This window comes from Paenibacillus sp. FSL F4-0243 (assembly GCF_037963295.1).
Lineage (GTDB): Bacteria > Bacillota > Bacilli > Paenibacillales > Paenibacillaceae > Paenibacillus_AQ.
In genome coordinates, this window is the sequence record NZ_CP150151.1 from 2,107,572 (window position 1) to 2,134,289 (window position 26,718).

General features: G+C 41.7%; 26 protein-coding genes. 20 read left to right on the top strand and 6 right to left on the bottom strand.

All coding sequences use genetic code 11. From position 1 onward, the window contains the following. The first annotated feature begins 18 nt into the window (after positions 1 to 18). The 13 genes from NSS87_RS09285 to NSS87_RS09345 all read left to right on the top strand — a co-directional run bounded on the left by NSS87_RS09285 (position 19) and on the right by NSS87_RS09345 (position 12,727). On the top strand, positions 19 to 561 hold the full coding sequence (locus NSS87_RS09285) for a hypothetical protein (protein ID WP_094870408.1): 543 nt from the start codon (positions 19 to 21) through the stop codon (positions 559 to 561). Then, positions 558 to 920 carry a hypothetical protein gene (locus NSS87_RS09290; protein WP_339246491.1) on the top strand — a complete coding sequence of 121 codons (363 nt, stop codon included), beginning with the start codon at positions 558 to 560 and terminating at the stop codon, positions 918 to 920. The genes NSS87_RS09285 and NSS87_RS09290 overlap by 4 nt, the downstream gene beginning before the upstream one ends. A 14-nt stretch (positions 921 to 934) precedes the next feature. After that, positions 935 to 1,486 (top strand): hypothetical protein, encoded by a 552-nt coding sequence (locus NSS87_RS09295; RefSeq protein ID WP_339246493.1) that lies wholly within the window; start codon positions 935 to 937, stop codon positions 1,484 to 1,486. Beyond that, positions 1,473 to 2,453, top strand: coding sequence for a hypothetical protein (locus NSS87_RS09300; RefSeq protein WP_339246496.1), 981 nt, complete (start codon positions 1,473 to 1,475; stop codon positions 2,451 to 2,453). The genes NSS87_RS09295 and NSS87_RS09300 overlap by 14 nt, the downstream gene beginning before the upstream one ends. Before the next feature lie 16 nt (positions 2,454 to 2,469). Next, positions 2,470 to 3,393, top strand: a complete 924-nt coding sequence (locus NSS87_RS09305) for a copper amine oxidase N-terminal domain-containing protein (protein WP_339246499.1) — start codon at positions 2,470 to 2,472, stop codon at positions 3,391 to 3,393. Between the two features lie 16 nt (positions 3,394 to 3,409). Further along, entirely contained in the window at positions 3,410 to 6,718 is a 3,309-nt protein-coding gene (locus NSS87_RS09310; RefSeq protein ID WP_339246501.1) for a DUF5704 domain-containing protein, read from the top strand. 41 nt (positions 6,719 to 6,759) lie between these two features. Then, positions 6,760 to 7,143, top strand: coding sequence for a WXG100 family type VII secretion target (locus tag NSS87_RS09315; RefSeq protein ID WP_339246503.1), 384 nt, complete (start codon positions 6,760 to 6,762; stop codon positions 7,141 to 7,143). Between the two features lie 109 nt (positions 7,144 to 7,252). Continuing rightward, complete coding sequence (locus NSS87_RS09320) at positions 7,253 to 9,412, top strand: DNA/RNA non-specific endonuclease (RefSeq protein ID WP_339246506.1); 2,160 nt, start codon at positions 7,253 to 7,255, stop codon at positions 9,410 to 9,412. A gap of 7 nt (positions 9,413 to 9,419) precedes the next feature. After that, on the top strand, positions 9,420 to 9,899 hold the full coding sequence (locus tag NSS87_RS09325) for an antitoxin YezG family protein (RefSeq protein WP_339246509.1): 480 nt from the start codon (positions 9,420 to 9,422) through the stop codon (positions 9,897 to 9,899). A gap of 545 nt (positions 9,900 to 10,444) precedes the next feature. Beyond that, positions 10,445 to 10,642, top strand: coding sequence for a hypothetical protein (locus NSS87_RS09330; RefSeq protein WP_339246512.1), 198 nt, complete (start codon positions 10,445 to 10,447; stop codon positions 10,640 to 10,642). A gap of 21 nt (positions 10,643 to 10,663) precedes the next feature. After that, on the top strand, positions 10,664 to 11,482 hold the full coding sequence (locus NSS87_RS09335; RefSeq protein ID WP_339246515.1) for an HNH endonuclease: 819 nt from the start codon (positions 10,664 to 10,666) through the stop codon (positions 11,480 to 11,482). An 18-nt stretch (positions 11,483 to 11,500) separates the two neighbouring features. Next, positions 11,501 to 11,974, top strand: coding sequence for an SMI1/KNR4 family protein (locus tag NSS87_RS09340; RefSeq protein ID WP_339246516.1), 474 nt, complete (start codon positions 11,501 to 11,503; stop codon positions 11,972 to 11,974). Positions 11,975 to 12,385: 411 nt separating this feature from the next. After that, on the top strand, positions 12,386 to 12,727 hold the full coding sequence (locus NSS87_RS09345; protein ID WP_339246518.1) for a hypothetical protein: 342 nt from the start codon (positions 12,386 to 12,388) through the stop codon (positions 12,725 to 12,727). A gap of 12 nt (positions 12,728 to 12,739) precedes the next feature. Here the strand turns inward: NSS87_RS09345 and NSS87_RS09350 are convergent, their stop codons facing one another. Beyond that, the gene (locus NSS87_RS09350) at positions 12,740 to 13,429 is read right to left on the bottom strand and encodes a Crp/Fnr family transcriptional regulator (protein WP_339246521.1); all 690 of its coding nucleotides are present in this window, start codon (positions 13,427 to 13,429) and stop codon (positions 12,740 to 12,742) included. Positions 13,430 to 13,509: 80 nt separating this feature from the next. Between NSS87_RS09350 and NSS87_RS09355 the strand changes: the two genes are divergently transcribed. Then, positions 13,510 to 14,268, top strand: a complete 759-nt coding sequence (locus NSS87_RS09355; RefSeq protein WP_339246523.1) for an HAD-IIB family hydrolase — start codon at positions 13,510 to 13,512, stop codon at positions 14,266 to 14,268. Between the two features lie 117 nt (positions 14,269 to 14,385). Here NSS87_RS09355 and NSS87_RS09360 read toward each other — a convergent pair whose 3' ends face one another. The 4 genes from NSS87_RS09360 to NSS87_RS09375 form a co-directional block, all read right to left on the bottom strand. Continuing rightward, complete coding sequence (locus tag NSS87_RS09360; protein ID WP_339248486.1) at positions 14,386 to 15,585, bottom strand: MFS transporter; 1,200 nt, start codon at positions 15,583 to 15,585, stop codon at positions 14,386 to 14,388. Between the two features lie 66 nt (positions 15,586 to 15,651). After that, positions 15,652 to 16,269, bottom strand: a complete 618-nt coding sequence (locus tag NSS87_RS09365; RefSeq protein WP_042186427.1) for a sugar O-acetyltransferase — start codon at positions 16,267 to 16,269, stop codon at positions 15,652 to 15,654. 74 nt (positions 16,270 to 16,343) lie between these two features. Beyond that, positions 16,344 to 17,300 carry an ROK family protein gene (locus NSS87_RS09370; protein ID WP_339248488.1) on the bottom strand — a complete coding sequence of 319 codons (957 nt, stop codon included), beginning with the start codon at positions 17,298 to 17,300 and terminating at the stop codon, positions 16,344 to 16,346. A 363-nt stretch (positions 17,301 to 17,663) separates the two neighbouring features. After that, entirely contained in the window at positions 17,664 to 18,173 is a 510-nt protein-coding gene (locus NSS87_RS09375) for a GNAT family N-acetyltransferase (RefSeq protein ID WP_339246526.1), read from the bottom strand. A 124-nt stretch (positions 18,174 to 18,297) separates the two neighbouring features. Here NSS87_RS09375 and NSS87_RS09380 point away from each other — a divergent pair, with 124 nt between their 5' ends. The 5 genes from NSS87_RS09380 to NSS87_RS09400 all read left to right on the top strand — a co-directional run bounded on the left by NSS87_RS09380 (position 18,298) and on the right by NSS87_RS09400 (position 25,180). Then, positions 18,298 to 19,155, top strand: a complete 858-nt coding sequence (locus NSS87_RS09380) for a LysR family transcriptional regulator (RefSeq protein ID WP_339246529.1) — start codon at positions 18,298 to 18,300, stop codon at positions 19,153 to 19,155. A 110-nt stretch (positions 19,156 to 19,265) separates the two neighbouring features. Next, entirely contained in the window at positions 19,266 to 22,352 is a 3,087-nt protein-coding gene (locus tag NSS87_RS09385; protein WP_339248491.1) for an ATP-binding protein, read from the top strand. Continuing rightward, a complete protein-coding gene (locus tag NSS87_RS09390) occupies positions 22,349 to 23,461 on the top strand; it encodes a response regulator (protein ID WP_339246532.1) in 1,113 nt (370 codons plus the stop codon). Before NSS87_RS09385 ends, NSS87_RS09390 begins: the two co-directional genes overlap by 4 nt. A gap of 229 nt (positions 23,462 to 23,690) precedes the next feature. Further along, positions 23,691 to 24,182 carry an RNA polymerase sigma factor gene (locus NSS87_RS09395; protein WP_339246535.1) on the top strand — a complete coding sequence of 164 codons (492 nt, stop codon included), beginning with the start codon at positions 23,691 to 23,693 and terminating at the stop codon, positions 24,180 to 24,182. After that, positions 24,179 to 25,180: an anti-sigma factor gene (locus NSS87_RS09400; RefSeq protein ID WP_339246538.1), complete on the top strand. Its 1,002-nt coding sequence runs from the start codon at positions 24,179 to 24,181 to the stop codon at positions 25,178 to 25,180. The genes NSS87_RS09395 and NSS87_RS09400 overlap by 4 nt, the downstream gene beginning before the upstream one ends. A gap of 77 nt (positions 25,181 to 25,257) precedes the next feature. Here NSS87_RS09400 and NSS87_RS09405 read toward each other — a convergent pair whose 3' ends face one another. Next, on the bottom strand, positions 25,258 to 25,602 hold the full coding sequence (locus NSS87_RS09405) for a helix-turn-helix domain-containing protein (protein WP_042186450.1): 345 nt from the start codon (positions 25,600 to 25,602) through the stop codon (positions 25,258 to 25,260). Between the two features lie 174 nt (positions 25,603 to 25,776). On the opposite strand from NSS87_RS09405, the gene NSS87_RS09410 reads away from it, so the two are divergent. Then, positions 25,777 to 26,709 carry an aldo/keto reductase family protein gene (locus NSS87_RS09410; RefSeq protein ID WP_339246542.1) on the top strand — a complete coding sequence of 311 codons (933 nt, stop codon included), beginning with the start codon at positions 25,777 to 25,779 and terminating at the stop codon, positions 26,707 to 26,709. Positions 26,710 to 26,718 lie beyond the last annotated feature (9 nt).

Genomic DNA, 26,718 nt, shown 5'->3' on the forward strand with positions numbered 1-26,718 from the left:
CGAAAAGGGTGGGTATAGATGGAGAATATTTCTACGGGACTTAAATGGGTTATTGGCATTATTGTCACAATTCTGATTATTGCCGCAGGTGTCAGTATATATCTTGTCATTAATAATTATTTTATTCGTGCCCAGGAGCAGACATTGGCCCAGACTCAGATGATCAATCAAGCGGAGTTCAATTCTTATGATAATAAGGATGTATCTGGCCAGGATGTGATTAATGCGGCAATGAGATATAAGGGGCGTCCGCAATTTTCCATTCTGATAAAGACTGGCGTAAATAAAACAGGTTTTTATGCGAAAAACACATATAAAACTTATTATGCGCCAGCGAAAGCGGCCAGTGGTGAAGACCCGGCATCAGAGCTTGATCTTGGAGATAAGAACAGTGGTGCCGATAACTTTAGTGTATCAGCAATGCTTGACCAGAGCTCAGACCAAGATAACAGTAAAAACTGTAATGTCAATACGCTTTCTATTTTTAGAGCTACCTTACATAAGGACAAAAATGATGAGGTTCGAATTATTGAATTTAATCAGAACCCGGATCATAAATGAAAAATAGCACCCAATTTCTACTAACCCTCTTTGCTTGGATTTTATTCGCTGTAGGCGGATTTACGTTTTTGCGGCTGGAGATGGAGAGTGCTGTTCCAAACAGGCACTATGAGCTGCCGACAGTTGCAGCGGCACCTTACAAAGGGACAGGTGATTTGAACAAAATTAGCGGTGAGCAGGTCATCGGTATGATCCCTCCAGCATTGGAGGGGGAATATATTTTATATATCGATGGCATTGCAATTAATGAGGAAACGGACCTTACAGCAGTGGATTTACGTGGAGTGCCTGATGCTGCTTATCAGTTAAGAGTCACGCGAACCGATGAGATGATTACGGAAATCTCCGCCACCCGCTAGAAAGGAGGAGCCGTATGGCAGACGCGCTGAAAGGTGTAATTATTATTATTTTGCTGGCATTTGTTTTCGGAGTCTATCCGGCATTCCGTCAATCCGAAGTTGTAGAAAGGAATACTAAGCTCGCCGCCAATGCGGCTGTGGTGGAATTCGTGGATACCGTTCGTGCTAAAGGATACGTGGATACTTCCGATTATGAGCTGTTTCTTCATTCGTTGGATGCTTCATATGGTGTTTTCAAAGTGCAAATGGAGTATTACAAAAAGAATTTACAGCCCTTATATACGAATCCTGATGACTATTCTACATTCCAGAACAGCTTTAGTGTCCGATATGACGGATATTTCAGCAAGGATATTTTGGAAATCTTATATCCGCATTCAGGACCTTTACTGGCTGCAGATGATCCAGGTAGAAGGTTTACCATGCATGTAGGCGATCTGTTCAATGTCCGGCTAGAATCTGAAGGGACGACACTTGCCTCACGGATGAGATCGCTCTTGTTTCATAGTGAAATGATTCCAGTCAATTTGAAGTATGGGGGGATGGTACGTAGTGAAGCCCCTTAGTGTTGTGCTTGTTTTTCTAATTCTGGTCATTCCTCTTGTTCTTATGGGCGACACTCGAGAAGATCTTCAGGTCTTCAATCAGGACATGTATAAACGCTATTCGGATGATTTTCAAGCCGCAGTGGATGATGCTGGTGATTATCTGTCACGACTGGAACAGCAGCCTACTACCACAGCAGTGCACTATGGGCGGGAACGCCAGCTGCAACTGGATCAGGATGTGCTAAGTGTTTTTTACAGTAATTTAGCTTTGAAATTTGGGCTGGAGAACAACCAGACTGAAATGAACAATTTAAAAATGCATATACCCGCATTGGTGATGTTTGGATATAGCGGCTATACGTTGGTTACTCTGGACGACACAGCCAGTGTTGATGGGAAGGATGAACTTAAGCCTGTGAGTTGGCCTGAGCGTCCCTATTACTATAAACTTCGGAACGGAAATTTGCTCTATTTCACTTTGGATGACAATGCGCGGGTATATGATACAGGCTCTAATGAATTTTATGAGGGAGATTACACAGCGCTGACGGCGGAGACGAATCTCGCCCCTCTTACCTCTTTAGATTTATTTCGAGAAGTACGGCAGAGCACGATAACATCACTGGTTGAAAAGGACTTGGCAACAGCCATTAACAGACATTTGGAGCTGGTGAAACGAATGGGCCTATCGGTGCAGTTCACACTACCCAGAGGACTGAAGGATCAATCCATACAGGATGTAGGGATCATGGCTTTTATTCAAGGTTATCCGCTTCCTGGTGGAGAGCTGTTGGATGCGTATTCCTTAGGCAGCGGGGCGGTGATGCGACGAAAGGTTCTGGTAGGCACCCGAAATTCAGCTGGGCGACATATTGCTTACGGTGAAAGCTGTGTACCCTCGGGGGTTACTGTTATAGAAAGTCTATTCGATCCAGAGGAGGCCGCTCGAAAAGGGTATTTTATTGAGGATTGTGCGGTTAGGTGATAGAGAGAATATATAAGTGAATTTTGAGAAAAGAGGGCTTGCTTTGAAGAAAAAAATTATCTTTTTATTCTTGTTTGGCATGATGAGTTTGATTGCATCGAGTGCTGCTTCAGCGGCAGAGTTAATAGGCGGGCCGGATCTGGCAGTTCTGGTGAACGGTAGAAAAGTGAAGTTTAGCGATGCAAAACCCTATATGGATAATGGGCGGGTTATGGTTCCTATTCGAAATGTGGCAGAAAAACTGGGTGCAAAAGTTACATGGAATGCCACGACCCGTACGGCAGGATTTACACTGGCTGACCGTTCTGTGGATATCCAAGTTGGAGCGGACAAGGTTTATGTTAATGGGGCAGCAAAAACTATAGACGCCAAGGCAGTTGAGAAAAACGGGAGTGTCTATGTGCCGCTCCGTTTTATTTCCCTTGGCCTCGGTGTGGCTTTGGAGTGGGATCAAATAGGGAATTGGGCATGGATAGGTGAGAAAGTAATTCCGACTATGGAAGAGGCGGGGATTAAGCCTGTCCCTATTGCCCCATATAAGAAACTATTTCAGGGAGGAGAACCGTTTTTAATGAAAAATGAATATGAACAGTTGTACTCTACTATAAGTATACTGACGATCGATCAACTCCCCATTCGGGCGGGAAGATTAATATACTATGATATTTGGCCTGTCACAAACGGGAAACAGGAATATATGAGGGCGAGGACCTCTCAGGAAATGATGGGCATCTATTATCTGAGTTCGCAGTTTGAAGCTAAATATAGAGGCTCAATGAGGTACTATATGAAAAACAACTCGGACGGAACCAAGATATTAACGTACAGAGTGCCTTTTGTTGATGATGAATTTATGATAAAGCTGAATCAAATTGAATATATTGGAATCGAAATGTTTGATAAGGAGTCAGCTTCAATAATGTTAAACCCATTTAAGTAAGGGGTGGAAATTGAATGTGAGAAGGCTATTGATTGTTTTATTTTCATTTCTTCTTTTATTTGAAGGCTCTTTATTTGTATCCAATCAACATGCAGCAGCGGGGACACTTCCTACTACAGTGGATACAAATAATCCTAATATATATTATTTTGTAGCTCTGTTTTCTTATGATATTTGGAGAAGATCAGATGGAGTAACCTGGACTTCAGATGGTTATCCCGGTCAGCTTAACAAGAGTATACCGAAATTTGATTATTCCTTTGATTTTCCTGGCCGAAAGATAAAAAGTGTTAAAGTTGCAAGATTTGTTAGTCCCTCCAACTGGAGTAATGGTGAAGAGATATGGAATCATTCCAGGTACTATCAGAAGACTTGGGGATATATTAGCAAATATACCAGCCAAAATTTCATTCCTACTCAATATCCTATTACTGGTTTAGGTACTAGCTCAGTTTCATTTGATGTCAGTTTAGTTGGGGATCTTAATACTTCTTCTAATAATGATGTAGGAGAAGATGTAACTTCAGAGGGGGGACCCGTTGATCCGGGAGTTATCAGTTACCGATATTATTTTCCAAGTATGTTGACGATTGAGTTGGAGCCGGAAGGTGGTAAGGCCATAATTAAACATTACACAACTACGGGACAATCGTTGAACGGAATAAGTGGCTTTACAGACAGAGAGGAAGTATTAATAAAAAACAGTGCTTACTCGTTTACTCATACCTCTGGAAATACTACTTATGAGTATCAGGGGTTCAAAAAAAGTACAGTCGCTGCCCCTAGCGGAGGTACCATTGAAGCGGGTGATCCGTATGGATTCACATATGATGGAAGCTACCCAGTATATTATTTGTCCTTCTATTACAAAGTGAAAGATCCACCTGATCCGGGGGAAGGTTCAGGCGAGTGTACCTATACTATTGAACCGCCTAACAAGATCGCTGCTCCGCAAACGTCATTTATGGAACCCAATGCGAACGGAGTAATTCTTGGTGACGACGCGGCAAATGGACGTCATTTTGATGTGTCATTGGGAATCCCTACATCAGAGAATCTATATGCCAATGCCTGGGCAAAGGACTATTTATTTGAACATACCTTCGCCAATATGGCAGGAGTGATTCGTTATTCTTGCAGTGTAAAGGTTACCTATCCGACGAAGTGGGAGGAAGATCGGCCGAATCTTCCGGGACCGAATGGAACATCGATTCCCCAATCGCCACTTCCTAGAACAGGGAAATTTGATAAAACCTATACCTTTGACTTGACTCCAAAAGAGTACGCGTACTGGCAGGTAGATCAGTTGGCCGTTTATCAAATAGATCAGGCACGTATGGAGAACTATGCGCTGCCTGGAGGAGAAGTCACTCTATATCCTAATAATTATGACTCACCGGCGGTCGAGCTTATCAATAGTATAGAAGTGGAAGACCATGTTGTTCCCCAAGATACGGGAGGGATAAAATTTACGCCAGAGGTGGTAGATGGTGGAGATCGCGAGCCGGGTCCAGGCGATGTTGATGATACAGACAAGCTCATAGCTCTTGCTGAAATACAAACCCAAGATCCTGAGGTGCAGAATGACCGTCTTGTATTTAACGGTGAAACGATTATGGATGATACCGTCTCAATCAAGACTGGACTAGCTCCGGGGAGGATTCCTGATCCGCAAATCATAGGAGACGAGGTGCTGTACGAGGGCCAGTTGATGATCAATAGCGGTTTACTCAATCGACAGAATACAACCAGCACAGGTACCATTTATTATACGATGCTGTCGGAGAACGTAGAGGGAAACGGAGATCAGGAATTTTTGATCTCTCCGATAAACTCCGTCACCGTGCACACACCGGTCGTCAACTACTCGCTTCTTCCAGACGATAACCGCCCATTCGATCAACGTATGACACCGGATATGACTAGGGCGGTGCTGATCTTGGATCGGCCGTTCGCCATACATTTTACAGAGAGCGGCCAGCATCTCAATATCCCTGGTTACGGCAACCGGGATTATGCCAAATACACGAAAAACAAGCGGATTCAATTTCCGTTTGGTGTGTTTCAAGGTAGCCAATATTACCCAGAGAACACCTGGATCTACATCCCTGTTGGAACACCGTCCATGACCTTTACTATGCCAACCTGGGTGAATGAAGGCGACTATACCATTCATACGCAGTCTTGGGCTATTAACGCCCCATCAGATGGATCGGATCTTTGTGAGGTGAACTTGAACGGTAATTTGACGAATTACTGCGCATCGGAGAGCTTCAATGTGGGTGTGGTCGGTCGTCTGTTCGATTTTCGGATTTGGGACATTGGGGATTTCCGGTTTGAGAAGGTGTTTCGAACGGGTGTCGGGACATTTGAGCATAGCAACGCGATGTATTATACCGGCGGAAATGATGAGAATGGCATACCGACCGCTTTAACTGGACAGCTACAGTGGCAGCTGCCGATCCGCAAGGGTTCTCACCCCACGGAGCAAAGGACGGTACCACATAACGGCTATTCCTTCCTGTTTGACTTCCGGACCATCGGGAACTTGTGGCAGCCGGGCGAAGGTATCCGGATCGAGCCAAGCTTCTATTTTATTCCTAAAACTGGAGGCACAGCGACACCCGTCGATCTGTACTATGATATTTCCGGCTCGAAGAATAAGATGATCGGCGTCGGCTCCCCAAAGGACAAGCTGAGCTACACCCGGACCTACCGCTTGGCGGATGGCTTGCGGAATATTTCAAGTGGTGAATTATCGATAGCAGCTAGCTATGAATACAACTATATAATGACTCAAGCGGAGCGAGATAAGACGCCTTGGTTTAAGTTCTACAAACAGTATCTAAAGCGAAAAACCAAAATCGCTTACGGTTATGACATGGAAGTCCTGCCCTTTGAATCGCGAACTTTAGTCGGCCCGACCGACATCCCGAATGTAGTTAATCCGATCACAGCCGTCCGCAGCGTACAGCATTGGTACGGGGAGTATAACTTGCCGATTGCACCATATATCCTGCCAAAGGGAACAAACATCGTCACTCTGGCGAATCAATATGGAGGCGCATTAGATGGGCATGAGAAGGAGTTCATCATTGGTGGTTATATTCTGGTGAATTTCCAAATCTATACGACTAAAAATGGAGATGCAGACACTCGTATTTTAGGCTACAAGGCACCGATTGCTAACATGTGGGCGATTGAAGGTCAGATGACTGGGAGCACAGATGAAATGGGGCAAACGTTCTCTTTTTCCTCTGGGGATATCATTCTGTTCGAGTCAGATTATTCTGTGCGAAACGATTATCAGGGACAGGGTAGATAGGACTTGAAATAATAACTAATAAGGAAACTGGAGTTATAATAATGAACTTAAAAGATCTTATAGGTTTGAAAAAGCATTTTTTAAGTTCATTTTTATATAAAAACAATTACTTAAAGGAGAGATTAATGATGGCAACAAGTAAAGTTACACTGAGTTATGATGGATTGGCTGGACAGGCAAAAATTATTAAAAATTACGGTACGGAAGTAGACGCATTGATTAAAAAAGTTATGACTACAATGAAAAATCTTAACAGTGTTTGGGAGGATGATGCAGCAAAAGATTTTACAGATAAGGTGGAAAAATTGAAACCGACATTTGATAAATTTGCAGAGTCGCTTAAGGATCTTGGAGATCATATGAATAATGTATCTATAAAGTATAAAGATCTTTCCGCTGCGGTTAAGAATTCGCAAAAATTCTAATATAGTTTTAAGTAAATCAAACTTCATGAGCCCCACTACATAAGAATTGTAATTAGCTATGCAGAGTGCTGCATAGCTAATTTTATTAGAAGCAAGCAGGGGGAATCATATGGCATCAACGAAGCTTACATTTAACGTAGATGAAGTCGAGCGCCTGCAGATGAAAATAAGACAGGTAAGTCAGGACACCAACCGGCTGTACCTCCAGTTCAAAGGTCAAGCTAGTGGCTGGAGTGGCATCCCATTAGGATCAAACCAGGTGCAGGCGCAGATAATCATCAACGAACTGACGGTAGAAGCGGAAAAACTGGAAGACATCATTCGAGGCGCAATAAAAGGTGTTCAAGGCGCACAGGATGAGAACAAGAGGCAGGCAAATCAACTTTTTCAACAGCTCGGTGTTCTTGGCGGTATGTTCGAAAGGTTTGGGGGCGGAAGTGCAATAGGGAATTCTTCTATCCCGACGACGGCTCAGAAAGCAGTCACGAATCTGATCACCTCGGTTGCTACTCTGATGGGTTGGGATGAGTTGAGTAGGGATCCTATGGTGCAGAAGCTCCAGGCAACTGTTAAAAATTCAGGACTGGGAACGATCGACTCCATAGCCGCGCAAAGTAAGCTGAAGGATATCTACCTAACGCGGGATCAGATCGCGAAGGCGCAAACCGCCTATAAGGTATATCAAGCGTTTGGAAATCAGACTCAAATGGACGCAATGCATAAGCTGGCGGAAGAGGCACGCAAGAAGCTGGAATCCTTGGGTATAGACGAGGTCCAGTACCAGGCGGGTAAGGATCTAAGCACTTATTTTAAGAAACCAGTGGTTAAGGCATGTGATTATGATCCGTCTATCACTAGTAGAAGCGTACCACTAGTGCAGAATGAAGCGTATCAGTTGCTACTACGGACGGCAATGGAAAAAGGGGAGAAGGGAGCCTGGGCAAAAGGCCAACTGAAAGGCATTCAAACCACCATGGAACAGATGATTGCTACTGGAGTAAGTCTGGGTGTGCACGTGATGACAAACCAAGGTGGAAAGGCTTGGGGAGATGTTATAAAATTGACTTCATCAGTCGCCCAACTGGATTCCTATAATCTGTTTAGAAAGAATAAACCGGAGGTTCAAGCAAAACCCGAGGATTCTAAAAATGCCTTTTATAAATCGATAGACAGTTTTAAAGAGATTGGAACGGGTTTTGTAGGTACATTAAGAACTCGTGCGGATAAGGCCACAGACTCCCCCTATGACTTCTTCAACTGGTTAACATTAGGGATAACAGGAGATATCCCGGTCGGGATATATGAAGCAGCCAAAGATCGATCAGAGCATATGTTTGATTCAAAGGAGAAGTTTGCGAATTGGTTAACACTGGGAACAGTGGAGATGGCGAAAGGAGCATTTAATCCAGACGAAGCATGGTCAGCGGATCATTGGCTCAACAGTCTGGGAATGGTAACGTTGTTGTATGGTCCGGTAGAAAAATCTTTGCTTCCTACAGGAAGCGGAGGTCTAAAGTCTCCAAAAGGGTTAGATTCTGTAAAAGATTTTGAGGTAAAAAAACCGTTGCCGGCATTCAGCACAAATGAAGGTTTTCAATTCAAGATAAATAATCTAGATGTAGATACCCCGGCACTTCCACAGACTCCGATGCAAATCAATTTTAAGAATGAAATGGATCGGATTTTTAGAGAGAAGATGGAAGGGAAGAGTGAGAGTAATCATTCAATAAAGGACGTGGAAGTGAAGGCGGTTGAAGGGACGGGTAATGTTGAAATTCCTTATGGAACACAAATTGATAAAGTCGGTAACAAAAAAATACTAAAACCGAATGCAAAGTACACAACACCAGAAGGATATACTTATGAGACAAATGAATTTGGTCGTATTGATAGTGTCGAGGCTGACTTACAACTAGGTAAAGGAACAAGAAATAAATACGCTCAAAGTAATGTAGGAGAAACAGACAGAATCCGAGGTGATTATCCAGAGAGAGATGATGGTGGTCATTTAATAGGTAGTCAATTTAATGGTTCTGGGGACATTGATAACTTAGTTCCAATGAATTCCCAAATTAATGAAGCCGGTGGACAATGGCATCAGATGGAACAAGAATGGGCAGCAGCATTAGAAAGAGGAGAAAGTGCTAAGGTGAAAATAAAACCCCAATACACGGGTGATTCCGCTAGACCTGATAGTTTTATAGTGGAGTATTCAATTGATGGCGGTAGAACCCAAAAAGTCAAAATAAACAATCAAAATGGAGGTTGAGAAAGTTATGGAGAAACAGTTAGATGAATTATATCCTCAGATTGCAGAGCATGTACTAGATATGATACCTGTAGACAAATGGCATGAGATCTATTTGCATGCTGAAATACTGAATGACTCTAGTAATGTATACTTTTATTTCAATACTTTCGAGAATGATAACTTTCTATACTCCCATGATATTCCTGAGAAATATGGAGTAAGTGAGAAAATATATGATGATTTATTATTGGAGTTACAAGTAAAATTCGAGGAATTAAGACAAATATTTATTGATAACGACCAAGAGGCATGGACAAATTTAACCTTAACATTGAAGTATCCTGGTAAGTTAAAGATTCATTACGATTATGAAGATATAATAGCTTCAAAAGTAACTCCAACTCAAAGACAAATGATATTTGAGTATCGATATTTAGGTTTGCTTCCTGAAAAAGAGAAGAATAGACTGTTTGTTGAGAACTATGTTAATAGTCAAGATAAATAGCTGTAGAACCAATCTCATTGTGACAGAATCAAAATATGGGCGGAAATTATAAATATGTCATGTCTAAACATCTTTTTATTAAAGTCCTTACTTCCATCTGGAATCGTGATGAGAAGATTTGTGGATTTGGTGGGGGATACCCAGTGTCGAATGAATTCTGTATTCAACTAATAACATAATACCCGTATAAAGATTTATTCGTTTCTTAGTGACTACAGTAATGATTGAAAAGAATAACCTAATTAACGCTAGAGAGTTACAAAAAACAGGTCGAGTATGGTCAGATCCCACCATGATTGACCTGTTTTTTGTTATCTTCGCTTTCTTGCATTTTTTCAAAATGAATTGCAACAATGTACATTACCACAACGATAGATATGGTGAAAGGACTTGGTCGCAGCTTATGAATGGAGTAAGACGACTGCTGTTATGTTAAGGCCGGAAATCTATTAACGGGAAGGTCATGGGTTAAGGGCTAGCCACCGACTCCCTCATCTCTATAATACAAGGGGCAAATCCGTTAAAAGTTATGCCGGAGGGGACTCATGAACAATGTACAACTTTCTGTCGATAAAATTTCCGTTGAATATCATGGAGTGACAGTCAACATTTACAATCAACTGACACTTTCATTTCGAAAATGGTTTGATATTAAACCTGCAAATCGTCACAAAGGGTATCTATACCATTGGAATTTGGTATTAGATGACGCCTATCTTTATTTGCGGTATCAACCGTGGTGACAGAAGAAGTCAAGGAAGTGCATGCTACAAATCGAATCTTTGCCTCCTACAGGAGGCGGAGGTCTAAAGCCTCCAAAAGGTTTAGATTCTGTAAAAGGTTTTGAGGTACAAAAACCGTTGCCGGCATTTAGCACAAATGAAGGTTTTCAATTCAAGATAGATAATCTAGATATAGATACCCCGGCACTTCCAAAGGCTCCGATGCAAATCAATTTTAAGAATGAAATGGACCGGATATTAAGAGAGAAGATGGAAGGAAAAAGTGACAGTGATCATTCAATAAAGGATGTAGAATTGAAGGCGGTTGAGGGGACGGGTAATGGTGTAAGTGGCAGTAAACCGTCTTATCCAAAAAACATTGATGATTTCTTGTCAGGCAATAAAAAGTTTGGTGAAGTATTAGATGATTATGCTACAGTGTATGCAGAGAAAGTTAATTCAAATGTCCCTTGGAAGTGGAGAAATGTACCAGGGGGAGATACACTAACACAAAAGCAAATTAAGTTGATTAGAGAACGAGCGAAGGAACTAGAGAAAATACCAGATGTACCTATGAAGCCTGGTGTAAAACATCCTGATTTTGAGAAAGCTGATTTAATTATAAAGATTGATGAGAATCCTGTTATTTTACAGTTGCCGAAAGACTATTGGAAGAAGTCTGATCCACAACAGTTCCAATGGCTTGATTCACAACTTCCAGGTGGAAAACGCGCACCTGGCACAACATGGCATCATTCTGAAATTGACGGTAGAATGGAATTAGTACCTTTTGGTATACATAATTCCATAAATCATCAGGGTGGGAGAGCTCCAGGTGGTTGGGCGCATGCTAAAAGATAAGAATAGGAAGTGAGAGAAGTGAGATTGGATGTTAATACGATTGTCCTTCCATTGCCAACCGATGAATTATTAGATGTAGTTGAGCGAAGCTTGAGAGTTTCATTTCCTGAGGCTTATAGGAGTTTTATTAAGGATAATAATGGAGCTGTACCAATCACAAATATGTTTAGTTTTAATCAACATGAATATATAATTGAAAAGTTTCTTTGTATATTGAATGATAGTGAGTCTGACCCTATTAATGGATGGTATGATGTTGAAGTTATTATTACACAAATAGGTGATAGATTAACTGATAATGAAGATTTAGTGGGGATGAATGTAGTTCCTATTGCAGCACTTTTTTCAGGGGATTTTATTTGTTTGGATTTTAGAGAAATAGAAGAACCTACTGTAGTTATTTGGTTTCACGAAGAGTCAGAGGAATTTTCACCAGTAACACAAAATGTCGCCACAAATATATCAGAATTTTTTGAAATGCTAAAAGAGTAATACTATTTTAGTTCATGTTAGCACGTGATTGATGATTAGCCCTATTCAGTGCCGAATGAATCCATTATTCAACCTTAATACGTATAACCCATGTAATGCCGCAACAAGAATCTCTTGATTTCCTTTGTACGTACGAAAATTCTTGAAAAGCGTAACCTAATTAACGCTAGAGCCTTACATAGAACAGGTCGATTATGGTCAGATACCACCATGACTGACCTGTTTTTTTATATTCATTTTCCGGTGTTGTAGCTTGCGGTGCCAATCCAATATCCCTCCCAATTAAAGATTTCAAAAGGAGTAAAGCACCCCCAAAAGGGCTTTACTCCTTTTTAACATCTAGTCTAAGCTATGATATTATTACCTTATATTTTCCTATAAATAACAAAATATGAGTTGGGAGGTTTATGAATGAGAAGTAAGCGTAACTTGATAATGCTGTTATTGTTTGCTTTGACGATTATACTTTCAGCCTGTAATGATAAAAAAGCTGCGATATTGTCCATGGATGAAGTACGGGATCTAGCTCAGCAAGGCGAGGCGTTGTCGTGGAAGGATTTTGAAGGTTATCCCTTTGAAGACGTCGGTTCAGGTTTGTACATCCGCAAATATGAAATCAATGATGACTACCATGTATTAGTTGGTGGCGGAAGTGTTGATACAGCTCCTCTGTATATAAATCTTGTCAAAAGAAACGGAGAAAAGATCGATATCCGTTATGATGACATCGATCATTTTATCCGAATTAAATGATGGGCTTTTAGGTTATTCAAATCTTATTCCGTTAGACATTTCATCCAAACGATCCCAGTCGAGTACTACAATTTCTTGCTTAACTTTATATAAGATCTCCATGTCGGTGAGCCGCTGAATGACACGGTTTAAATGGCGGGGGGTAGTCCCGATCAAAGAGGCTATATCTGGGATATATGGCGTCTGAATTTCTTTTCCAAACTCACGTTGGAGTTGAATGGTTAATAAATAACTTGCAAACCGTTCCTCTACAGAGCCCAGCAAGTTCGTTCGGGATGCCGATGTGCAGGTTAGAAGCTTGTAGGAGAGATGTTTCAGTAATAAGTCTTTAAAGCTATGGTTATCCATTAGGTCAGACTCAACCTTTTGTTTCGGGATAAATAAGAGGTTGGTTTGCAGTACGGCTTCCACTTGTGATTGGACCACAACCTCCTGCACGTATTCAATGTCCCCGAATAATGACAAGGGTGAGCAGAACCGTAATACCAAGGATTTTCCCGTTCCCACACTAGAAGAGACCTTAGTACGCCCCTCCACTTGAAAATAAATTCCGTCCAGCTCATCGCCCTCATGCAAAATGATTTCATTCTGCTCATAGACACGTAACTGAATTAAAGCATGTTTTGATGTCGTGAATACTTGATTTAGATTAAATTGGGTAATGTAATGTGCTATAAGATTTGGATCCTGAATAGTTTTCATTGCGTACTCCTTTTTGGACATCGGTCCTTTCTATTATATACGAACTCGTTATTATAGAGAAAAAGGGGAGGATATAGACGATGAAATTTATTTTTGATTTAGATGGAACCATATGTTTTAGCGGTAAACCTTTGAGTATACGAATCGTACAAGCCTTGGATACTCTAATTGAAAAAGGTCATGAGGTTATTTTTGCGTCAGCCCGGCCTATTCGTGATTTATTGCCTGTGTTGCCTGCACATATGCACCATTATCCGATGGTAGGTGGGAATGGCGCGTTTATTGCAAAGGGTGGAGAGGTGATTTCGACCATACATTTTGACGCGCAGACTGCGGAGAACATACTGAATTTGATTCAAGAATTTGAAGCCACTTATTTGATTGACAGTCACTGGGATTATGCATACTCGGGTTCTGATGATCATCCCATTCGAAGAAATGTAGATCCAGAACAACGCGCCAAAAATGTAAGTCCATCTGAGCTGGATGAGCTTGTGAAAGTAGTTATTTTGAGAAGCCTAAACGGGGAACAGTTATTAGATCAATTACATAGACTACCTGTTGTGATTTATAGACATGGTCAAGAGGACATTATTGATATTAGCCCTAAAGGTATAAATAAATGGACAGGATTACAACAATTAGGCGTAGAAATGCAGCAATTTATTGCTTTTGGTAACGATGCTAACGACATAGAAATGTTTAGACATTCCGCTCATTCGGTATATGTTGGAGAACACACAGAGCTTGGTGAATTGGCAACGGAAAAGGTGTGCAACGAAGAGGAGCAAATTGTTAGAAAAATACTGGAGCTGATGAGTGGGCTGCGGATCGCTTAGTCCATCAACTGATGATCTTAGCTCATCGTACAGTGCAGCACATACAGGGAAACTATAGTTCAAATCCAAAAAACCTGCCGATTAAATCGACAGGTTTTTTAAGTAATATAGATGAGGTTAGATAAGTTCTTGGCGGTGATGTAAAAAACGATATAGAATACAACCGGATATTGCGCATATCGCTGCACATAATCCGATAAAACCATAACCGGCTTGAAGTCCGCGTAATAAGCCTATTTGCGTCTCTGCACCGTAAAGCCGCTTCACGCCTTCGATCACAGCACCTATAGCATAGTTACCAATCACGCTACCTACTCCCATTAACGTGACTGTAAATGTGATGGCGGTGTCGCTACCATGTGGATATCTTTTGGCGATAAAAGCCATAACCGTAGGATAAATCATCGCAATCCCGATTCCTGCAGCGGCAAATAGAAATGCGAGCTTTTCTCCACCCAAAATTGCGGCAAACGTACACAGGGCAGAGAAGGCTGAAAAGATGATAAGCGATAGGTTAAATCCAATCTTATCAGTAACGGGTCCGAGCAGGAGTCTTGCTAACGAGAAGCAGAGAAAGAAGGTAGACAGCATCCCAGATGCAGTAACCGTATCCCACAGGTATGCTTTTTCAAGGAAATTTACGAGCCATCCGCCTACAGCAAGCTCCGACACTACTCCGAAGGAAAGGATAAGAACCATTAGCCATAAAGCAGGGTCACGGACAAGCGTTTTTAAGGGAATACGGTCCTCATGTGGAAGATCGTCACCTGGAAAAGTACTCCGTAAGGCAAATAGTATAGGCAGTAAAGATAAGCTAAGCATTATTAGATACATTCCGCGCCAATCCAGAGTATGACCGAATATACTTACTGTCATCAGCCCTGTTGCCATTAGTGGAGCTAACGTGGAACTAAACCCGTAAAAGAAATGGGATAAGTTCATCATCGTCCCGGTATTTTTAACGAAGATACGTGCTCCCAGAATGGCAAGTCCAATCTCAAGCATTCCGTTTCCGATATACATCAGGAAGTATGAAGCCGAGAAGAGGGGATAGCTATGGGAGATGTAAATTAGAACGCCAGAGAATATCATGGATGCGAAAGCGATAATACTGACAGCCTTGATCCCCCACTTACGAACCAATACAGCTGTGAAGGAACAGGCGATCAAATAACCTAGTGCGTTTAGGGATAGAAGGGTACCCAGCTGCTTTTCGTCCAGACTGAAGTCAAACTGAATTCTTGGAATGGCTGGCCCTTTAATATTTTCCGATATCCCAAACACAATAAACCCCAAAAAGATCGTAGCCAATTGCATGGCATAAACCTTATTAAATCCGCCAAAACGCTTTTTCAACGTGAGAACCTCCAGAATCGGGTATCTTTATTGCTCGATGTCTCTGTAGTACTCTTCTTTAAGCTTCTCCCAGTGTTGTTTATCGTCCTCTGTAATTTCTCTTAGCACTCTGCAAGGATTCCCCACTGCGATTACATTGTCAGGTATATCTTTAGTCACGACAGAGCCTGCGCCGATGATTACATTGTTGCCGATATTTACCCCGGGATTGATAACGGCATTTCCGCCAACCCAGACATTGTTTCCAATGGTAATCGGTGTACCGAATTCGAGCAGACTAATACGAACGTCCGCATCTATAGGGTGGCCAGCGGTATATACGCTTACTCTAGGTCCAAAGAGGACATTCTCACCTATCGTTACTTTTGCTACGTCCAGGATAATGCAGTCGAAATTGGCGTAAAAGTTATTTCCGACAGTAATATTGCTGCCATAATCGCAGCGGAAAGGTGGCTCAATATGCAACGATTCACCCGTAGACTCGAATAATTGCTTAAGTAATTCTACTCTATATTCGCCTTGTTCTTCCGTCGTATTGTTAAATAAACGAGTGAGCATTCTGGATCTTTTACTATCTCTAGCTAATTCTTCTCCACCAGCCATGTAAAGCTTTCCTGCAATCATATTCTCTTTGTTTGTTGCCATTCGTAGTTCCTCCTGAAGTTCTTGTTGGTTTTAGATCCAATCCATGATGCAAATGTTAGGGTCATAAAAAATACTTACCGCCGCTTCTCAACCAGCTGCAACGAATAGGTCAAGCTTTCCAGCGTGATCGCAATTAATCCGTTCATGTAATAATCATCAGGGTGATCCAGCACAATTAGATGAGGCATATGCTCTTCTGGAATGAACGCCAGACAACTTTGATAGATATGTGGCACATCCTCTTGTCTAACTTGTTCACCTGTGAGCGCAATCGTCTCAGGGTTAATAACTGCCGTCAATGAAGCGATGGTATGAGCTGCCAATGGGATAAACGTTTCTGTCTGCCCCAAACGAATGAATTGCTCGTCACGCGAGATTCCAAACGGTAAAAATGAGACTTCGCCCGCGAATCTAGTATTGCCTTTGTGGATATGCCCGTCGATCATCATCCCTGCACCTGGAAAGGCACCTTTGATAAAGGTCAACACGACGATGGTCTTATTCTCTTCGTAATCCTGCTGTTTATAGAATCCGTAAACGGTTAGATTCATGTCATTTTCAACTGTGACTTCAACCTCGTATTTCTCTCTGAGGAGTGACTCTAAGGGAGCGTGAATTAAAGTGTTGATATCACAAATATTGATGACGCCTCGGTGAACCAGTCCCGGGATTCCAATGCCAACGGCTTTGATGTTGTTATAGGCTTGAATTAGTGTGCCTACTAAATGATCAATGGTTGTAGCGTCAATACTCTCAGCCTTGATATATCCATCATCTACACGTTCGCCAACGGAATTTGTTACTGCATAGGTTAAGGATTGTTGGCCATCTTCAATTTTGGCATAGATGCATGCGATGTAGGAGAAATCGGCATTATAGATGAATCTTCGGGCCGGCCGGCCTCCATTCGAAGCCTCCAGCTCCGTCTCAATGACTTCACCTGTCTCCATAAGCTCATTCAGAATATTTCCGCAAGTGGCAATACTTAACCCGGTGGCGGTTGCAATCGTTGATTTGGTTCCTTCTTTCATCGATTTCAAGGCTTGCTTGATAAGCTCCTGATTTATCTTTTTAACACGAATAGAATTGTTTGCGATTTGGTTTATTTTAATCACCTCTAGACTTTTGAAAATGGTTATTAAAAGTGCTGTTAATACTATAACTTGGTGTTTTATAAATGTCTATATTAGTTCAACTTAAGATTTTTCTATTAAGGTAATTGTGTGACTGCGGTGAATGCTTGGACTTCCGGCCGCTGTTGTCCCCGGATTTCTTGATTATATACCGTGTTTCACGGTTGAAATCCGGAGGCAAAGGCGGGCGCTATCGCTCCTACAGTTTCAAGATTCCCCTTCGCCACTCTTCCTTTTAGAATGTTTTTAAGTTCAAAATGTCTAGCCAATAACCTTATAATAAAAAATCGTCGCATGTAATTCACCATTTGCTGATATCGCATAGCTCGGAATACGTCCAGCTTGTATGTAGCCCATTGAAGTATAGAGGAGGTTGGAAGGGTCACCTTCTCTTGTATCAAGCACTATTAAAGACCGGTCTTCCTGCTTAGCTCTTTCTTCAGCCTTTTCCATAAGAGAACGAGCAATACCATTACGACGATAATTAGGGTGTGTCATTAGCTTTGCGATTTCGGCTCGATGCGTTCCGTTTGCTTTTGTACATAAATGTAGTTGTACACTTCCCACGATAATATCATTCATTGTTGCGACAAAAAGGATCACATCGGGCGCCAAAACATTGTGCCAATATGATGTAGAGTCTGACGGATCTAAGGGTGGTAAAAAACCAATAGAGGCTCCATCCTCCACCACCTGTATTAGAAGCTTTGAAAGCTCATTAATAGATTCCTTAATCGTAAATAATTGTTCGATTCTGACATTGCTAACCATATAAATTCCTCCAGCACTTATAAATTTAAAAATATAGCGAAATCATAACTGAATACATATAATTTGTATAACGAATTTTATAGATCATAATCATTAATATTTTGAATCATAGAGGGTGTTATCCATGGACTTATCTCAAATAGAAGCTTTTTTGGCGGTATGCAGAATTCGAAATTTCACCAAGGCCTCGGAACATCTACATATCTCCCAGTCCGCCGTTACCGCAAGAATAAAAGCTTTAGAAAACTCGGTGGGCAAGGTGCTCTTTACACGTGATAACCGGAATGTTAGCTTAACGCAGGCAGGGATATCTTTTGTTCCATATGCTGAGCGGATGCTTCGTTTGTTTGAAGAGAGTAAGGTGACTCTATCCGAAGAACTGGAGAACTATATCATTTTGAGTGGACCCGGATCCGTATGGCATTATTATTACCTGCAGCATATTCTTTCATTTAGACGTGATCATCCCAAGGTAGCTATCAAATTCCTAAGTTATATTGATTCTAGCTATATGATACGTGATCTTTTGCTGGATGGAATAGTCCAGGTTGCGATTAAATATGACCCGCCGGAACATCCTAAGGTGACCAGACATCTCCTGTTTGAAGATGAGATTATTCTGGTCTCCACACAATTAAGAGAAACACCTGTAAGCAGGGAGGATTTTTTTCAGCGGGAGTATTGTCATTTAGAGTGGGGAGGTCCGTTTCCGGAATGGTTTACTAGTATCGTTGGAGCGGGCTATGTGCCGACACTTCAGACCGATCACTCGATGATTATGCTGGACATGCTGCTACTAGGGGCAGGCTTTGGATTTCTACCACGATCTATAGCACAACCTTATCTCGATCAACAGAAGCTATTTCAACTTCAATGTGAGTTAGACACGCCGATTATAAAGGCTTACGCCTTATATTTAACAGAGAATGCCGAAGATATTCGTGTACGGCTTGGGCTGGAGATGCTTGGGGTGGATAGGTAAACAGTGTCTGGAAGTGACTTACAGGCGGGACTTTGAGAGATTTTTGTGAGAGCAGTGGAGTAGAATGGTAGAATTACTCGCTGGTGAGAGGAGCCTGAAGGTTGAGGACGATGAAATATCGTGGAATAGTTGGGATGGGGTTGTTTTTTATCCTTGCCTTTTCCCTATTAGTAAGTATTATTTCCCCAACGATTCAGGACCAAGATACCCCGGTGGCCAAGCAGGGCGTACTGGATTTGTCGAGATGGGACTTTGAGAAACAGGGATTAGTTGATCTAGACGGAGAATGGGAGTTTTATGAAAATAAATTACTGAGTCCATCTGAGATTCAGCAAAGTATAGATAAGAATACTACATATCTATCTGTCCCAGGCACATGGAAAGGCAAGATCATAGAAGATGGAATGGACCGTAAAGGGGCTGGCACCTATCGACTTAAAGTGTTGGTGAAAGATTCGGATGAGATTCTTGGTTTGAAAATAAGAAGTATCCGTATGTCTCAAAAGTTGTTTATCAATGGGAAGCAAGAAGGAGAGGACGGGGTTCCTTCGACGGAAAGTGAGTCATTTAGACCAGGGAATACTCCGTATACGGTATTTTTTCAATCTAATACCCAAGAGATAGAAATTGTAATTCAAGTGTCTAACTTCAACTTTATTACTGGGGGGATCGTGAATTCAATCCCACTGGGCGTGCACACGGATATTACAAAACTGAACAGTATTCAGACGGGTACTGACATTGGAATTATATTGATCCTGGGGATGTTTGGAGCATATCATCTCAGCTTCTATTTCGTTGGGCGTAGAGAAAAGGCCTATTTGCTCAGCGGTTTATATTTGCTTATTCTTTCTTTGAACAATTCTCTATATGGAGAGAAGATATTTCAACAGTTACTACCCCATTTCCCTTTTGAATCAACTTACAAGCTATTGGAAATAAGCCAGTTTGTCGGTTCGATTATCATTATTATGTTTTACTGCTCGGTCGAGTCCCGGTTGATGTCAAGTAAGAGGATGAAGATTGTGTTGTCTCCATTTGTCCTATATCTTGTATCGGTTTTGGTGCTCCCGTATGGTGTACACATTCGTATGAAGTATCTATTTGTAACCTATCTTGGAATCGTTATGGTGGTAATCATAGTCAGAATGATCTATTTATATGTTCGCAGCCAGAGCCAGACGACGGATCGAAAAGAACTATTTTTGTTCATTGGCGGTGCGATTTCGCTCCTGATATTTTTCTTTGATGTAAGTCTTTACTCTGAAAATGTTCTGCAGACCGATTTGGTGGGTAAATGCGGAGTCATTGGTTTTATTGTTTTCTTCAATATTATGTTAGCTGTACGATTCTCAAACACTTATGATAAGACGGAAATGCTGTCCCGTCAGTTGCTAATCTCGAACCAGCTTAAAGATGAATTTCTGATGAACACTTCTCATGAGATCAAAACTCCGCTGCATGGCATTATGAATATGACATCCTTTTTATTAGAAGATGGCGAAGATAATCTGTATCCATTACAGAAACAGAATCTTTGGTTAATTAAGGACACTTCTACAAAACTGTCTATGCTCATTCAGGATTTGATTGATGTTAGTCTTTTGAAGCATGGAGAATTACGACTACAGCAGACAGTGGTTGATCTAAGGGTGGCTTCACAAATTGTATTTGATGTGTTGCAGTTTGAGCTCGCAGGGAAATCTGTGCGATTAGATAATCAGGTGGAACCCGATGTTTGGGTGCTTGCGGATGATAGTCGATTAAGACAAGTCATGTACAATTTAGTTCACAATGCGATCAAGCATACGGATAAAGGATTTATTACCATAAAAGCTTATGTAGAGGGAAGTACAGTATCTGTTACGGTGGAAGATTCAGGAACTGGGATATCCCCTGATATGCATACCGCCATATTTGAATATTTTGAACAAGTCGATAAACCACTTCCGCAAGATGGTTACACAGGAATGGGTGTGGGTCTGTATATTAGCAGAAAGCTAATTGAGCGGATGGGCGGTGAGATTCGGGTGGATTGGTCTGAGGTTGGTCAAGGCACTCGAATGATCTTCACCTTGCCCAAAATCGAGCGGATCCCAGGCTACCGCGAAGTAGCAGCTACAGGGGTGGGGCAGCACGCGCATTTTGAGCAGACCTCGCTTGATATAGTGGATCAGAGTGGATATACGATCTTAATTGTGGATGATGAGGCCTCTAACATTCATATTCTGCTGAATATTTTAAGACGGCATCATTACAATGTAATTACGGCGTTTTCAGCGAATGAAGCAATGGACAAAATGGAGCAGTACCCTAATATGGACCTAGTTATATTAGATGTCATGATGCCGGGGATTTCAGGAATTGAGTTGTGCCGAACGTTGCGGGTGCGTTACTCCATTCTGGATTTACCTATTTTGTTTGCTACAGTAAAAGACGCGCCAACAGATATTGCGCTTGGCTTCAGGGCTGGGGCGAATGATTATATAACTAAACCATTTGATGGAGAAACGCTGATTGCGAGAATTCAAACGCTGATTGCAATGAAGACATCGATACAAGAAGCGATACGAAATGAGTATGCTTTTCATCAAGCGCAAATCAAACCGCATTTTCTGTATAATGCACTGAGCAGTGTGATCTCTTTCTGTTATACAGATGGAGAGAAAGCCGCCTATTTGTTATCCATGTTAAGTCAATACATCCGTTATATTCTCGATATGGACCGTTCCACTTTAGTTGTTCCTTTGCACCGGGAGTTAGAGCTGATTCAAGCCTACGTGGAGATCGAAAAAGCGCGTTTTGGAGAACGGTTTGATTTTATTTTTTTTATGGATGAGGGTCTGCGTTCTGTTGAAATCCCTTCCTTATGTATTCAGCCATTTGTTGAAAATGCGATCAGACATGGATTGTTTGAAAAAGAGGGTCAGGGCAGAGTTTCGCTCACGGTTCAAGCAGGTAGTAACTATATGAAAGTTATCATCGAAGATGATGGTGTGGGTATGCCAGATGACTTGCTATATCAATTAACCGGAGACGAGCAGCCGGATGGCAGTATTGGAATCCATAACATTCGAAAGCGTCTAGGCGCTATACCCGGAGCTACCCTAACCATTCATTCCGACCTTGGGTTTGGGACCAAAGTAACAATGTATTTACCAGCAAGCCTTGGGGGCATGGAGGGAGAAACACGATGATTCGTGTAGTGATTGTTGAAGATGAGAAGCCAATTTTGAATTTGATGAAGGTACTGATCGGTCGTAATCCAGATTATACCATTAGCGGGGCCTTCTCAAATCCATTAGAGGCACTGGAGTGCATACCTGATTTACAACCGGATGTCGTGTTTATAGATGTTGAAATGCCTAAGATGAATGGTATTGAGCTGGCAAGCAGAATTCAGAAGCTAATGCATCAACCGGAGATTGTATTTACAACGGCCTACAAGAATTATGCACTGGAAGCGTTCGAGGTTAGTGCACTAGATTATATACTTAAGCCAATAACTCCCGAAGCGATCCACAGGGTCACTGAACGACTTATTAAACGAATGAGACCTGCGGTGATCCTAGAGCCAAAGAAAACGGGGCCTATGATCCGCTGTTTTGGCGGATTTGAAGTTTGTGATTCAGAAGGCAAGCCCATTCATTTTCGAACGCGCAGAGCAGAGGAATTATTCGCATATTTTCTATGCAATGCAGGTCGTTATATCAGTAAATGGAGAATAATTGATTTGTTATGGCCAGATATGCAGGATGAGAGAGGGGCATCCAACCTGTATAATACGATTTACCTCTTGAAAAAAATGCTAAAAGAAAAGGGCTTCGGCATGGAAATCCGTAAAATGAATGATGGTTATATGCTGGAGACCGGAAATGAAAGTTATGATGCTCTTGATTATCAAAGGTTTCATTTAGAAATGGCTGAAGGGAAACAAAACACTACTCAAATGGAGCGGCTTTGTTTCTTATATCAGGGGCCCCTGTTGGATGGAAAGCCTTATCTATGGAAGATTTCGCTGGAGGAAGCTTATTGCAAGTATTTTACAACCTGGACTCGATTGCTAGTGGATAGAGATTGTGCTACTCAGGATTGGCATAAAGCGGAGCAACGATTAGAAAAGTTCTTGGGTTTATATCCTCTTCATGAAGAGATGAACCAGCAAATGATTGATATATATGCTAGGCTCGGAAATAAGGATAAGATCGCACGGCTCTATGAGAAATTCGAGATTGCTTATCGTACGGAGCTGGGAATGGTTCCTTCAACAGAGTTTAAAGATTATGTAGCTGCATATCTGGCCTAAAATTTGATGCGGACTTGGTATTTCAAAAGGCGTATGTTACTAGTATCAATGAATCTTCTATAAGTGAATAAATAATATTTTTTAAAAAGCACCCCTTTACGCTATACGGTATCTATATACTGTTAGCGGTAAGGGGATTTTTTTGCGAAACTTTTCTTTTATAAGTTTTTTCTACTTTCAGCTAACATTTCGAGAACTTAACCGTTATACATACGAAGGGAGGTGCAGGATGAAGCCCGGGCAGCTACATCAGATACTTCAACCGAAAATGCAAGAAATCCAAAAATACTTGATTCGTCTCGGGGCACCTGCAGCCGACGCGGAGGATATCGTACAAGATACGGTATATAAGGCACTTTTGTATATCGATTCTATTGATGAGAACAAATTCAGTGCATGGCTATATAAAGTAGCGATTAATCGTTATTATGATCTGTGCCGCCGCAGCAAACGGATAGTCATTCCTATTGATTATGTGGATGTTCCAGACATGGAACTGCCAGAGGATCATGTGCTGTTAAAAGAGAAACGAGAGGACATCGAACGTGTACTAGATGAGCTTCTTCCTCTCCACAAACAGCTCATTATTATGAAGTACGAGCTGGAGCTGTCCTATCAGGAGATAGCTGAGCTCCTTGGGATTACAACGGATACGGTCAAATCGGCATTGTTTCGTGCCCGCAAGCAATTTCAAAAAAAATACAGAGGTGAAGCGGAATGACGGCTCCATGGGAACAAAAGGATGATCCAAACCTTTCGAAAATAATTAAGAAAGCAAAACGAAAAACAATGATCCGTAATACGGTCATTTCTCTGATCGTGACCATTATAGTATTGTTCGGTGGCATGCTGGGTATCTCTCAACTGACCAGCTGGTTAGCGATGCGTGGGCTGGATGAGGAGAGGATTATGATGGAAATTAGCAGTCCTAATCTTCATGAGCTGAGAACTGAGCTGGATTTAGGATTTTTATCGGGCAAAGTTGAACTGAGTACGTACAAGGTTGTTGAGGGTGTACCTGTCGTGTGGGATACTAAAAAGCTGGAATTCAGTATGAGCAGCCGTTTTTCTCTACTTTACAGGGGATACTCTAGTATTAATGTTCCTGATCCAATAATGACAAGCCAAAATTATGAATATTACCGAGGATATAACAGTCAAAATGGACAGCGGGAAATGATGTTCTATGTACCTGGGGTGAATTATAACGGTAAGGTGTTGAATGACCTACCTGCACTTGAACAAATGGAACCTGGTAAGCTGGTAGAAATGGCAGTTTCGTTTGATAAAAGCTATACACAAGCAGAAGTAGAGAAGATGCTGCCAACAGAGCTGACACAGAAGTGGTATTGGGTAGATACGTATGACAATAAAAAGAAGCTTGAGTTTATTACGAATGATAGCAGCCCGAATAAATATGCATTACCGGAATCAGCGAGACAAGTATACGGTTACGGTGTCAATTGGGAAGGCTTATTTAAACCGAAACCAGAGGATTTTTTACAATCACTAGCATATGGGCTTCAGAAAGAGGGCAAGTATTACGGAGAATTTGAGCGAATCTCGAACTATTTGAAAAAGGATAAAGCGGCACCGGATGCCAGTGACGTACAGCTATTGGGAGTTGTTGTTACAGGAACTGCTAAGGAGCTGCAAAGCCTTAGAGGAAAACCGTATGTAAATACGGCAGTACTCGGCGCGGTTGTGGATAAATATTAAGCTTATAGTAAAACAAAGAAGACCCGGGAACGATGATCCCGGGTCTATTTTGATCATTTTTCAACCAATTATTTATGCTACGTCCATTTGGCGGACCACAGCTTCATTTCCTTCAAAATTTGATGCAAATCCTCACCTTTTGGAGTTAAAGAATATTCCACTGTTACCGGGACGGTAGGAAACACATGGCGTTCTAGTACACCGTGTTCCTCTAAATGGCGTAGAGTACTAGTCAAAGCACGAGGGCTGACATTAGTGATTTTTCGCTGAAGCGCTCCAAAGCGTTGGGTACCGTCGAATAACTCCCTTAGTACGAGAAAAGCCCATTTTCCGCCCAATACCTCAAGTGTTTTTTCTACATTACATTCAATAGTAAGTGGGGTTTTAGGGATATAATTATTGCTAGATTTAGCTGTTGTCAAGGAATCTCCTCCTGTTTTGGTGCCACTATACTCTTGTATAGTAACTACTCTAGAGATCATATAGTAAACTAAATTTCACTTCTTCCTATTATATACAAACTATTCTAGAATGAATATGTGCGTTAGGCAACCTGCCGAAATCATAACACGGAACTATGGAAAGGAGCAGTTATTATGAAATATCGTAGATTAGGTGGAACAGGCCTAAAAGTTAGCGAGATTAGTCTGGGAAGCTGGCTGACATACGGAGGCTATGTAGAAAGAGATAATGCTGTTAAAGCCATTGAAACCGCTTACGAACTAGGCGTAAATTTTTTTGATACGGCAAATGTTTACGAAAAGGGTGCTGCTGAGAAAGTGCTAGGCGAGACCTTGCGGAACTATCCGAGAGAATCCTATGTGCTGGCCACTAAAGTATTTGGCGAAATGGGGACGGGACCTAACGATCGTGGTCTATCCCGCAAGCATATTACGGAACAATGTCACGCAAGCTTGCAGCGTCTCGGCGTAGAATACGTGGATATTATGTATTGCCATCGTTTCGATACGGAAACTCCAATTGAGGAGACCTTACGTGCGCTGGATGATCTGATTCGTCAAGGCAAGGTATATTATGTCGGTGTAAGTGAGTGGACTGCGGCGCAAATGACAGATGCGCTAGCTGTAGCAGACCGCTATTTACTGGATCATATCGTGGTTAACCAACCGATTTATAATATGTTCGAACGTTATATTGAGAAAGAAATTATTCCGCTCGGCGAGCGACGTGGCATTGGACAGGTTGTTTTCTCTCCACTGGCTCAAGGGCTGTTAACAGGAAAGTATAACGCGGACATCCCTGAAGATAGCCGTGCGGCTAAGCTGGATCGGTTGAAAAAGGCGATTACAGAAGAGAAGATTGAAAAGGTTCGCCAACTGAGCGGGGTAGCTGCGGAGCTGAATATTTCTGTGGGAAATCTGGCTTTGGCTTGGATTCTGCGTCAGCCTAATGTAGCAAGTGCGCTAGTAGGTGCCAGTCGTCCGCAGCAGGTCGAAGAGAATGTTAAGGCTTCGGGAATAGAACTTTCCGAGGATATTTTGAAGAAAATTGAAGAGATTCTTAACTAGAGATAGATT